Source organism: Saezia sanguinis (genome assembly GCF_963921665.1).
GTDB classification, from domain to species: Bacteria; Pseudomonadota; Gammaproteobacteria; order Burkholderiales; family Burkholderiaceae_C; genus Saezia; species Saezia sanguinis.
This window is the reverse complement of sequence record NZ_CAWUGC010000009.1, coordinates 61,503-73,394: the sequence shown is the minus strand read 5'-3', so window position 1 is coordinate 73,394 and position 11,892 is coordinate 61,503. Positions and strand designations below refer to the sequence as shown.

Sequence of the window (11,892 nt, the reverse complement as noted above, 5' to 3'; positions counted from 1 at the left end):
CAAATAAGAATCACACCGGGTCAATAATGACCCGAGGGAACACCAACGCTATTCAACAGTCTCAAATCTCGTCGCTGGTTCAATCAATACCGGCTCTTCTACGGTTTCATCAAACCAAGTGCAGAACTGCTCACCCTTACCCATGCCAACGGACTTGCCCCTTAGCAGCAGATTGCATTAATGCAGTTTTTGCATTTATGCATGCAGATTCTGCAACCAAATGTATCTCATCGCAGGCAGCAAAATCTCTTAAACAGTTCGTTGTTTTACAAGGAAAAAACACCTTTTCTCCTGCGTGAGTAGAGCCTGGCATGCATGTTGCTCATCAATGACTACATCAGAGAAAAGTATTTCTCAAGCTCTATCAAAAGGGGATTCTGCGATGAAGGAATTGTTAAAAGAGCAAAGTGCAAAAGCTGCGCTCATCTTGCACCCTACAGACAATGTTGCTGTAGTGGTTGCAGATATTGATAAAGGCGACGAATGCATCATCCGTCGTGTGGATGGCACCGAATATGCCGTACAGGCTCAAAACGACGTCAAATTCGGACACAAAATTGCACTGGCAGATATTGCCAAAGATGCGCCTGTCATCAAGTACGGTGAAGAGATTGGCCGCATGGAGGTCGCAATTAAAAAGGGCGACTGGATTCACAACCACAACATGTATTGCTCAAGGGGGATGTGATTATGAATGATTCATTTTGGGGTTATGAACGTGAAAACGGGCAATATGGCATTCGCAACCATGTGGCAATTATTCCATCTGTTTTTTGTGCAGCGAAGGTCGCTGAGCGTATTGCGCAGAATGTGCCGCGCAGCATTTTTATGCGCCATCCCGTTGGATGCAGTCAGGTTGGCAATGATCTTGATACCACGGCCCAGACACTGATCGGCATTGGCAGAAATCCCAACATTGCTGCGGTTGTTGTGGTTGGACTTGGGTGTGAGCGTTTCAAAGCCAATGAACTGGCTGAAGGTATTGCGTCAACAGGCAAGCGCCTTGAAACTGTGGTGATTCAGGAGGAAGGGGATACGCTGCGTGCCATTGAAAAAGGCTCGCGAATCGCCCAGGCCATGTTAGAGGCCATATCACAGGAGCGTCGCCGGGAGGCATCTGTCAGCCATTTGATGATCGGTCTGAACTGTGGCGGTTCAGACATGACCAGTGGGCTTGTCGCTAATCCGGCCCTTGGAATCGCCTCCGATCGTCTGGTCGAGCAAGGTGGCAGCTCCATTCTCTCTGAACTGACAGAGCTGCTTGGCACCCAGCATATCCTGGCACGCCGCGCGATCAATGAGCAGGTTGGCAAAGAGATAGAAGATGCAATCAATGCCATGGAAGAGCACCTGACCAAGCAAACCAGGGAATCCACAAATGAAAACCGTCGCCATCTGATCTCAACGGGCAACTATGACGGCGGACTTTCCAGCGTTGTGGAGAAGTCTCTTGGCAGCATGAAGAAGTCTGGAGAAAAAGCAAAATTCATGGAGGTATTTGCAACCGGCGCAATCCCCAGCAAACGTGGGTTGCTGCTGATGGACGGCCCCGGGCATGACGGCGAAGTGGCAACAGGGCAAGTTGCTGCCGGCGCACAGATTATCTGCTTTCCAACCGGGCGGGGCACGCCTTCAGGCTTCCCGGGGGTTCCTGTCGTCAAAATCACCGGCAACCCGCACACTTATAACCGCATGCGAGCCAATATCGACATCAATGCGGGCGAAGTGTTATCGGGTCAATGTTCTCTGAACGAAATGGGAGATCGTATCTATCAGGAAATTCTTGATGTCGCCTCCGGCAAATTGTGCAAGGCAGAAGAGTTTGGTCACGACGAGCTCCTTTGCATTACCAGAAAGCCGTAGTTCATACAGGATTGATGGACGAGGTCTGCATATCAAAAGAGATTCTCAAAATCATTTTGTTGAATATGCCAATACGTTTGTACCAGCAGCCATGACAAGGCGCCCGGTTAAACAGCGTTCATAGATCTTATCTGTCTGAAGACGAGCAGCATACCTCCTCTTTGAGAGGATGAGGTAGGGCGTTCTATTTCCTAAATTGAAGGTTTTAGTGGTCTATATCGTTTTTGCATCACGCCAATGAAACAACTTAGACCACACATTGCAAGGAAAGAAAATGAGCAACCCAAGTAAGTTTGAAAGTTTCGGCAAACGATATGGTCTTTTGCTGAGCGTAGGCATTGGTCTGCTGGTTTGGTTTTTACCGATGCCAGACGGGATGACAATCATCCAGCATAAACTGCTGACCATATTTTTCAGTGCGGTAACGCTTTGGATTACACAGGGCATCGGTTTTGGGCCCAGCGCTTTTATCGTGTGTTCTCTTCTGTATTTCTGGGTAGGCAACCTGGCCGGTAAGGTTGATGAAAGCGGCGGCCTGATTCACGATGCGGGGTTTGCAATTGCAGGTTTTTCCAATTCGGGCCTGTGGCTGCAGACAGCGGGTTTCATCATTTCAATCGCCATGATTGAAACAGGGGTGGCCAAACGGCTTGCCCTGCACATGTTACGCTGGCTGGGCAAAAGACCCTTCGGTGCCATTCTGACTCCCATGCTTGCCAATATGCTGATCTCTCCCCTCACCCCTTCGAATACCGCAAGAACCACCGCATTACTGCCCGTGGTCGAAGGAATTGCAGATTCGTATAAAGCGCAAAAGGGAGGCAATTTTGGCAAAGCACTTTTTATATGTAACAGCTTGTCTTCCAATATCACAGCCTCGGCTTTCATGACAGGAACCGTTCCCAACCCTATGGCCGTCACCATGATCATCAGTGTTGCGGGCGCTTCCATCATGACGTCATGGGGCTACTGGGCTTTGGTGGCTTTTCCGGTCAACATGATTTTGCTGGTACTGTCTGTTGGTATTGTGACGCGTATCTTTAAACCGGAGATGAGTGCCATCCCCGGAGGCACTTCTTATATACAGGAAGAGCTCCGGCAGATCGGTCCGATGAAATCATCCGAAAAGCGCACCATCTTTTATTTTCTGCTGGCGCTTGCGCTTTGGTCCACTGATTTATGGCACCATTTCAACTCCACGTTCATTGCTTTTCTCGCTGTCATACTGATTTTCCTGCCCAAGATTGGCGTGCTGACCTGGAAAGAGGCAAACAAAGGCATTCCATGGGAGCTGTTTGTTTACTTTGGCGGTGTTCTTTCGCTGAGTGCCGCATTGGTTAAAACCGGCGCCATTGAGTTCATCATCAGGGCTGGAATGACGCACCTTGGTATTGAAAACGTCAGCATGCTGCCTTTCATGATCGGTTTAATGGGGTTCACGATTTTCAGCCACATGTTCTGGTCAACCACAACGGCCATGTGTGGGGTCATGATTCCCATTTATATCGGCATTGCGCAGACTTTCAATTTCCCGATTGTCAGCTTCGTGCTACCACAGGCCTTCCTGATCGGCTACGCATTCTTCTTCCCGTTCAATACCCAGGGCAACATCATCATGATGGGACCAGGCTACCACAGCACAGCAGACTTGTTCCGCTCGGGCCTTGCAGTGGGCTTTGCCGCCTGGGCATTGTGGGCTCTTGCCGCTATTTTCTACTTCCCCATCGTTGGCTTGCGTTAAATCCTGATGCAGACATGACGAGATTTGTTTTAATGACTTCTGCCAAAGACCAGTTCATTTTTAATGGCAGGCAGATACACCTACGGAGAAATTGATCATGAGACTTTCAACCATTGTATTAAACGGAGCAGAAACCGCTGCCATCGTCTCTTCCAAAGGGCTGGTCCCGGTTACTGATGTCAATACGACATACAACAAGTGGTGGCCCACAGATATCTTCAATATTTTGCAGACTGGCAGTCTGGATGCAATGCGGCAATGGTATTGCAACGGTGGAAAAGAGCGTCTTGAAAAACTGCCGGCCATCCTTAAAGAACACGCTTTTTATGCTCCGCTTTACCGGCACCCTCACAAAATCTGGGGCATTGGGCTTAATTATGTAGACCACGCCGGCGATCTGGCCGAAAAAGCACCGACAGGCCGCCCCGCCAGTTTTCCGAAATGGGATAACACCATCATCGGTCATACCGGAACGATTGAAATTCCGACGCAGTCCGAAAAGACAACCGGCGAATCGGAACTGGGCATTATTTATGGCAAAGAATGTAAAGACGTCGAGCCGGAAAACTGGCTTTCTGTGGTAGCCGGGTTTACCACCATCATTGACATGACAGCAGAAGACATTCTGCGCGCCAATCCCCGTTATCTGACCCAGGTCAAAAACTTTGACACCTTCTTTTCTTTTGGCCCTGAACTTGTCACGCCCGATGAAGTTGACGATGTCATGAAGCTCAACGTTGCCACAGTCATCAACGGCAAAGTACACGCCAGAAACACTGTCTCCAACATGACATTTCCGCCTGACTTTCTGATTTCATTCCACTCCAAAATTGCCACAATGTACCCGGGGGATGTGATCTCAACAGGAACGCCGCGTGCCGTGCATATCAACGAAGGTGATGTCATAGAGTGCCATATTGATGGCTTTGAATCGCTCGTTAACTCGGTGAGAGATTTGAAAGTCAGTCAATAAACACAGCTAGAAACGAGCCTGAAAAATGAGGCATGCATGGATTGATGATGCTTCATTTTTCATGACCAGAATTTTCAAAAAATTAAAGGAAAGCAAATATGGAAACCGGTTTGAAAGATAAACCCGTTATTGTGATGGCATCCAGCGCAGGATTAGGCAAGGCAGCCGCACTTGAATTCGCCAGGGAAAAAGCAAACGTCATGCTCTTTAGCCCGTTTGAAGAAGAGCTCAAACAGGCTCAGGCAGAAATTGAAGCGGCCACTGGTAATAAGCCGGCGTATGTCATCGGAGATATCACCAAAAGTGAAGATATTAAAAAAGTTGTTTCTGAAACGGTAAATGCTTTCGGTTCCGTGTTTGCTTTGGTCAACAACGCCGGTGGCCCGCCCGCAGGCAGCTTTGACAGCTTTACAGATGATGACGTGTGGCAAAAAGCCTATGAACTGAACCTGCTCTCATACATTCGCAGTATCCGTGAAGTGCTGCCCCACATGCGCAAAGCAGGGGGTGGGCGTATCGTCAACTACACCTCCTCCTCGGTCAAGCAGGTACTTGATAACCTGATTTTGTCCAACACCTTCCGAATGGGCGTAATCGGCTTATCCAAAACGCTGTCTCAGGAACTGGGCAAAGACAATATTCTCATCAACGTCATGGGACCGGGACGGATTGGAACCGCCCGCATTGCCTATCTTGATGAAGTCAGGGCCAAAAAAGCCGGCCTGACCATTGAGCAGGTGCACGACAATGCTATCAAAGGCATTCCTTTGGGCCGTTATGGAACACCAGAGGAATACGCCAAGCTGACCGTGTTCCTGTGCTCACAGGCCAATACCTACATTACAGGACAAACCATGCTGGTTGATGGCGGTATGACAAAAGCATTCTAAAAAAGGGTATCAACCCTTCTCTTCTATAAAATCATATGCAACTTTAAGCATTACCTTGCAACGCATATTGCAGGTAATGCTTTTTTACATCAGAAAGCGCTTGTTTTATAAGACGACTTTTTTAATGCCATAGCGCTGCATTTTTCGATAAAGCGTCGTTTTGTGTATGCCCAGAATTTCTGACGTTTTCTGCTGGTTGCCATGCGTGCTGCGCAGCGTTTCAATGATGCGATTGCGCTCACAGTCTGATGACGCAGGGCAGCATGCATACTCGTCACTGTCTGCAACCTCCTTGGAAACAGACTTTTCTATGACTTCTTTGCCAATAGCCGCCGGGCCTCCAGTGGTATCCATCCAGTCTGGCAAACGGATGTATTCCATGGCTGCATGAACATGTTTTGCACGTATCAACCCGCTTTTATGAAAAAAGCACAACCGCTGGACACAATGCTGCAATTCACGGATGTTGCCATACCATACTCCCCCAGCCAGAGCGTCAATAGCATCCGGAGAAAAAATCCGGATATTTTTTTCATAAAACTCGGAAAAATATTCGACCAGCACGGGGATATCTTCCCTGCGCTCTCTTAACGGTGCAATCAGAACAGGAAACACATTCAGGCGATAAAAAAGGTCTTCCCTGAACTCCCCTTTTTTCACCATGCCCCATAAATCCCTGTTGGATGCGGCAATCACCCGAAAGTCCAAAGGCGTGTAATGTGAACTGCCAAGCCGGGATACCCCTTTTTCCTGTAACACACGCAACAACCGGGTTTGTCCGTAATGGTCCAAAGCAGATATTTCATCCAGGAAAATAGTTCCGGTATCGGCCATCTCAAAAAAGCCGGGTTTTCCTTTTTTCATGGCCCCGGTAAAAGCGCCCTCTTCGTATCCGAACAGCTCTGACTCCAGCAACGACGGGGGAATAGCCGCGCAGTTAACCGCAACAAACGGGCAATGTTGCCGCAGGCTTGCATTATGTATGGCCTGGGCAAAAATCTCTTTACCCGTACCAGTTTCGCCAAACAAAAGAATGGGGCTCGACGTTTTGGCAGCAGCTTCGCATAATTGAATTGCCTTTTGCAATGCAGGCGAATTACCGATAATCGAATCAAATGATTTGTCGGCGGTATGGCCTTTGGATGTAGGCCTTTTTTGTATTTGAAGCTCTGCAACCTGTTTGATCCGCTCCACTTTCTGGAACGTAATCACCACACCGTGCAGCAAATCGGCTTCCTGATGCTTGATCACATTCACAATGAATTGCTGATTGTGATAATGAACCAGCTTATCTGAAACTGTCTGCCGTGCAGACACAAGCTCATAGATTTGTGGCCATAGCGATTTGAGTGTGCGCGGCTCATCCTGTTCGGTAAGACCCAGCAATTTTTTGGCAGCGGTGTTCAATATGGTTATGTGATTCTCGGAATCCAGCGATATGATTCCTTCCTTGATCGCACCCACCGTTGTTTTAAAATGATTGGCCTGCAGCCGCTCCAGACTACGGGCCAGGGCAATCGTATGCCCCTCCCGCAACGCCTGCTCCAGTGACGACTCCCCGCTGACATATTGAAGAAACAAGGGCCGTTCGCTGTGAATATTCTTCCGGGTTGTGACACCGCCAACCAATACATCCACACCATCACTCTGGGCAAGCTTGACAACCCTGCGGATGGAGTCACTTGAAGCCTCGCTTTTGTACACCCGGACATCCAGATGAATCAAGTCGGCAAAAGCTGCGATATCCAGATTGATATCCTGATAGGTCACAATCCCGATGCGGGGAAAGTCCAGCCCGCTGTGTTGTTTGGCCTGAGAAATAATCGCACACAGATCGCTGATATGAAATGGAATATTGACTAAAGGAATGCTGATCCCGGACTGCTTGATCAGCTCCAGAGTCGCCCCCCGGGAGACAATGGCATGGACCCCCTTCTTTTCCATCCGCTTCGCAATGGGAATCGCCGTTTCCAGCGCAGCATGATGTATCTCTACACAGTGGGTCAGCCCAAGCTTGGAGATCATGGCAAGCATATCCTGATACAGGCCAATATCGCCGATATCATCAGGCACTATAATTCCAATGCGTTCCATGCTGCTTTGCATCATCAAAATAATGTCAAAAAAATGCTGATATGCACACCATCATACATGATGAGTAAAGCATGAACTTTGATCCGGCTCACTAAAATGATTTAAAAAATTAATTCATTAAAATCAATAGATTGCATATTGCCCTGCGCTCAAATGTAGCGAACGGGGAAATCTTCGCAGACAAGAAAAGACATGCATGAGATTCATCACGCAAAAATCACCATTTCACATGGTTCATGCGTTTCAATTGATGCTCCTGGACACCATCCAGTTGCTGCGAGAACATTAAAACGTACCAACTGTCCTTATAGGTGCTTTCAGCAGAAAATTCCAGCCGGATAATCCATACATATGCATTGATTTTTGATGGCCGCCTCATATCCAGCCTGGCCGGAAAACTGTTGGCCTGACTCGTCTTTCCAAATGTTCCTGGGCAGGGTTATTGATACCCCGTTAAACTTTTACAGACAGTTTTTATATATTGATAACCCCCACTGAATGGAACTGCCGCCAAAACATGGATAAACACCTTCCATCTGCTGCCTCTCTGAATGTTTCAGATTCATGCCGGCTCAATCGCAGAAGCATGATGGCCGGTTCATCTTTTGCTGTGATGATTGCACTTGGCCTGTTGCCTGCTCAAACTGCGCTGGCACAAACGCCAGTCTCGGATACCACGGACCTTTCTGTCTCCAGAATATTTCACCGTATTGCCTCCGAGCTATGCGCAAACCCGGAGCTGGATTTTGGACTTACGACCAAAACATTCGATGCGCTCAGAGCTCTGACACCCAATTTTGAGAAAAAAATGGGGCTGTTGACTGTGTGGTATCACGATACACAGGCATGTGCAAAGTCTGATACAGAATGCGAAGCTCCCCGCATTGCCCCTGAACTCAAAGAATTCATGCAAAGCATTCTGCGTGCGCTTTATACCGGGCGTGCAGGTTCGGGCAAAGACGCCATATTGATCACTTATGAACATGCGCTCATGTACGCGCCCACAAAAGATGTCACGGAAATCCCGACTTATGCCCGTGGCGGATATGGCAGTTGGGCCCAGGCCCCATCCCTATAATGAGACCTAGTCCACAAGAGTAAAAAGTACCGTTTATGGCAATACCACAGTATGATGCAGATGTCATTGTGATCGGATCCGGCGTTTTAGGCTCTCTGGCAGCCTGGTCTTTGGCGCGCCGGGGCCACTCTGTCATTATTCTGGAGGCCGGCCCCCGCATGGAGCGCTGGCAAATTGTGGAGCGTTTTCGCAATAATCCGGAAAAAAGCGACTTCAACCGACCATACCCCGAACAGGCCTGGGCTCCGAAGTCTTATGGCGGCGCCGTCTCTGATACCTATCTTGAAAACACCGGGTCGTTCGAATTTAAACCCGGCATGCTGCGCCTGATCGGGGGCACCACCTGGCACTGGGCTGCCGCAGCGTGGCGCTATCTGCCCAGCGACATGAAGCTCCACAGCACCTATGGTGTTGGCCGCGACTGGCCAATCAGCTACGAAGACCTGGAGCCCTGGTACCAACTGGCAGAAGAAGCCCTGGGCGTTTGCGGCAGCAATACCGATGACCAAAGTGGCCGCGGCAGACAGCATCCTTACCCGCCCCGCTCTCAGCCGTACCCTTTGCCGCAGTTGACCTGGAGTTCCTACACCCAGGAATTTGCCCAAAAAGTCGGGCAGGCAGGGTTTCGCTTTATTGATGAACCCCAAGCACGCGCCAGCCGCACCTACGATGACAGGCCCGCCTGCAGCGGCAACAACAACTGCATGCCGATATGCCCGACCGGTGCCATGTATTCCGGTATCACGCATGTCGACAAAGCGAAAGAGGCCGGTGCCAAAACCATGCCAAACTCAGTCGCCTTCAGACTGGAAAAAGGCGAAGGCAATGTCATTACCGCCGTGCACTATAAAACACCGGACGGGCAGGAACGGCACCTGACTGCACGTTTCATCATTGTGGCAGCCCATGGCATTGAAACGCCCAAGCTGCTGTTGCTCTCAGAAGTCGCCAACTCCTCCGACCAGGTGGGTCGCAACCTGATGGACCATACCGGCATCGGGCTCACATTCCTTTCCCATGACGCACTTTGGCCGGGGCGCGGGCCTGTACAACAAGGCGGTGTATTCAACTGGCGGGATGGCTCCTTCAGAGCCCGGCACTCGGCCATCAAGCATTCGTTAGGCAACGCCGTGCCTAACCTGATGGTCACAGAGCGGCTCATCGCCGCAGGCTATAAAGGCAAACAACTCAATGAACAAATACGCCACGATGCTGCGCGCTGGGTCAGTATTTCAACTGTGTTTGAAATGCTGCCGCATGCCGGTAACCGCATCACCCTGTCTGACAACAAAGATGCGCTGGGCATTCCCAAGCCCTCTATCCATTACGATGTGGACGCCTATGTAAAGGCGGGGGCAGAAATTGCCAAACAGGACTTCAGGCACTTTGTCTCGATATTTCAAGGGAAAGTGGTCAACGACGATACCGGCTGGCAAAACCGTGACCACATCATGGGCACGGTCATCATGGGAGATAATCCGGAAAATTCGGTGGTTGATGGTGACTGCCGCACCCACGACCATCCGAACCTGTTTCTGGCAACTACAGGCGTTATTCCTGCAGCGGGGGTGGTCAACCCCACACTGACCGGCGCCGCATTGTCTTTGCGTTTGGCCGAAACCATTCATAATGCTTTATAAAGGAGTTTACCGGGTGAGCATCAACAGGCGCATGGCGTTCACAATACACCAATTGCACCAGCGGCTGGTGGCAGTCGGCCTGGGGCTGCTCATGCTGGCCAGCTCAGCCATGGCCCAACCCGCTTCTGAAAGCACCAGCGAACCCATAACAGAAAGTACTACCGCTGCCGACCTGATTGAACGTGGACGCTACCTGAGTACAGCGGCAGACTGTTACGCATGCCATACCAAAGACCCGGCACAACCGTTTGCCGGTGGCGAAGGCATACGCACCCCCTTTGGCACCATCTACCCTCCGAACATCACGCCAGACCAGCGCACTGGAATCGGCGCGTGGACCGATGATGAGTTTTACCATGCCTTGCATTCAGGCAGGGGGCGGCATGGAGAAAACCTCTACCCGGCCATGCCGTACGATTCATTCACACAAATCCGGCGTGATGACGTGTTGGCAATTAAAGCCTACCTGTTTTCACTGCCCGCCATTGAACAGGCAAGAACCCCGAATCGGATGGATTTTCCATATAACATCCGCTGGACTCTGACCGGATGGAAAATGCTGAACTTCAACGAACAAGAGTTTCGCCCGAACCCTGATAAAAGCGATGCAATCAACCGGGGCGCCTACCTGGCCAGTATGGCCCACTGCAGTACCTGCCACACGCCCAGAACCATGTCCATGGGCAGCGACCCGGAACGTCCACTGGCAGGCAGTATCGTTACCAACGGCTGGTATGCCCCCAATATCACCCCGGACGAAATCAGCGGCATCGGTAGATGGTCCGATGCAGAACTGGCGCAATACCTGAGTACCGGTTACATCCCTGGCAAATCCAGTGCCGGCGGCCCGATGGCACATGCCATTGAAAGATCGCTGTCGCAACTGCCTGAACAGGATATCAACGACCTCATTGCCTGGTTGCGTGACCAGCCTGCAATGCGCAATAAAGAAGATCAGGCCACCGAAGCCACAACCGCTCCTTTTGAATGGGGTGAACTGCGCGATTTATCCGGGACCATTCGCGATACATTAGATTATCGCCCATCGGCAAGCACAGCCTCACGCAACTTCTCAGGCGCACAACTGTATTATGGCGCATGTGCAAGCTGCCATGGCATGGACGGTGGCGGTATTGCTCAGGCCGACTTCCCATCACTGGTCAACAACAGCACGCTTGGCCAGTCCACCCCTAATAACGTGGTTCTCACCATATTAAATGGCATTGAGCGTCAGGCTGGTGACCGGCAGATTTTCATGCCCGCATTCAAAGGGCAATTCACAGACCAGGAAGTTGCCACGCTGACCAACTGGCTGTTCCAGACCTATGGCCGCCCCACCACCCAAACAACAGATGTAGACGTCAACAAACTGCGCACCGGTGCCGCACTGGGAGAAGCTCCCATTGCCTCCATCATCAAAGCAGCGGGCGTAGGCATCATGGCGCTGCTCCTGGTCTTCGTTTTGGGCTGGGTCATCCGCTTTGCACCGCGTATCAAGGCATTCTTTGCCAAATTCAAACGCAAACGCAAATAAGTCCTTTAAAAAAACAGACGGGGTATCCCGTCTGTTTTTTTATTCAAAGCCACTCACGAATGCAAGCCGAAAAACCGCA

At 50.3% G+C, this 11,892-nt stretch carries 9 protein-coding genes; 8 read left to right on the top strand and 1 reads right to left on the bottom strand.

What is annotated here, in order from left to right; all coding sequences use genetic code 11:
* The first annotated feature begins 328 nt into the window (after window positions 1-328).
* The 5 genes from AACY98_RS06225 to AACY98_RS06205 all read left to right on the top strand — a co-directional run bounded on the left by AACY98_RS06225 (window position 329) and on the right by AACY98_RS06205 (window position 5,467).
* Window positions 329-688: a UxaA family hydrolase gene (locus AACY98_RS06225; protein WP_339802949.1), complete on the top strand. Its 360-nt coding sequence runs from the start codon at window positions 329-331 to the stop codon at window positions 686-688.
* Between the two features lie 2 nt (window positions 689-690).
* Window positions 691-1,863, top strand: a complete 1,173-nt coding sequence (locus tag AACY98_RS06220; RefSeq protein ID WP_339802945.1) for a UxaA family hydrolase — start codon at window positions 691-693, stop codon at window positions 1,861-1,863.
* A 274-nt stretch (window positions 1,864-2,137) separates the two neighbouring features.
* Complete coding sequence (locus tag AACY98_RS06215; RefSeq protein WP_339802943.1) at window positions 2,138-3,604, top strand: SLC13 family permease; 1,467 nt, start codon at window positions 2,138-2,140, stop codon at window positions 3,602-3,604.
* Between the two features lie 97 nt (window positions 3,605-3,701).
* Window positions 3,702-4,577, top strand: coding sequence for a fumarylacetoacetate hydrolase family protein (locus tag AACY98_RS06210; RefSeq protein ID WP_339802941.1), 876 nt, complete (start codon window positions 3,702-3,704; stop codon window positions 4,575-4,577).
* Window positions 4,578-4,675: 98 nt separating this feature from the next.
* On the top strand, window positions 4,676-5,467 hold the full coding sequence (locus AACY98_RS06205; protein WP_339802938.1) for an SDR family oxidoreductase: 792 nt from the start codon (window positions 4,676-4,678) through the stop codon (window positions 5,465-5,467).
* A 105-nt stretch (window positions 5,468-5,572) separates the two neighbouring features.
* Here AACY98_RS06205 and AACY98_RS06200 read toward each other — a convergent pair whose 3' ends face one another.
* Complete coding sequence (locus tag AACY98_RS06200; RefSeq protein ID WP_339802935.1) at window positions 5,573-7,561, bottom strand: sigma 54-interacting transcriptional regulator; 1,989 nt, start codon at window positions 7,559-7,561, stop codon at window positions 5,573-5,575.
* A 517-nt stretch (window positions 7,562-8,078) separates the two neighbouring features.
* On the opposite strand from AACY98_RS06200, the gene AACY98_RS06195 reads away from it, so the two are divergent.
* Genes AACY98_RS06195 through AACY98_RS06185 form a run of 3 tightly spaced genes read left to right on the top strand, consistent with a single transcriptional unit; the run spans window position 8,079 to window position 11,813 of the window.
* Window positions 8,079-8,639 (top strand): sugar dehydrogenase complex small subunit, encoded by a 561-nt coding sequence (locus AACY98_RS06195; protein WP_339802933.1) that lies wholly within the window; start codon window positions 8,079-8,081, stop codon window positions 8,637-8,639.
* Between the two features lie 35 nt (window positions 8,640-8,674).
* The gene (locus AACY98_RS06190; protein ID WP_339802930.1) at window positions 8,675-10,279 is read left to right on the top strand and encodes a GMC family oxidoreductase; all 1,605 of its coding nucleotides are present in this window, start codon (window positions 8,675-8,677) and stop codon (window positions 10,277-10,279) included.
* 13 nt (window positions 10,280-10,292) lie between these two features.
* Complete coding sequence (locus AACY98_RS06185; RefSeq protein ID WP_339802928.1) at window positions 10,293-11,813, top strand: c-type cytochrome; 1,521 nt, start codon at window positions 10,293-10,295, stop codon at window positions 11,811-11,813.
* The last annotated feature ends 79 nt before the right edge of the window (window positions 11,814-11,892 follow it).

Bases quoted from the DNA above. Each gene is read 5' to 3' on its own strand.
- AACY98_RS06225 (WP_339802949.1), top strand. From the start codon at position 329: ATGACTACATCAGAGAAAAGTATTTCTCAAGCTCTATCAAAAGGGGAT.
- AACY98_RS06220 (WP_339802945.1), top strand. From the start codon at position 691: ATGAATGATTCATTTTGGGGTTATGAACGTGAAAACGGGCAATATGGC.
- AACY98_RS06215 (WP_339802943.1), top strand. From the start codon at position 2,138: ATGAGCAACCCAAGTAAGTTTGAAAGTTTCGGCAAACGATATGGTCTT.
- AACY98_RS06210 (WP_339802941.1), top strand. From the start codon at position 3,702: ATGAGACTTTCAACCATTGTATTAAACGGAGCAGAAACCGCTGCCATC.
- AACY98_RS06205 (WP_339802938.1), top strand. From the start codon at position 4,676: ATGGAAACCGGTTTGAAAGATAAACCCGTTATTGTGATGGCATCCAGC.
- AACY98_RS06200 (WP_339802935.1), bottom strand. From the start codon at position 7,561: ATGGAACGCATTGGAATTATAGTGCCTGATGATATCGGCGATATTGGC.
- AACY98_RS06195 (WP_339802933.1), top strand. From the start codon at position 8,079: ATGGATAAACACCTTCCATCTGCTGCCTCTCTGAATGTTTCAGATTCA.
- AACY98_RS06190 (WP_339802930.1), top strand. From the start codon at position 8,675: ATGGCAATACCACAGTATGATGCAGATGTCATTGTGATCGGATCCGGC.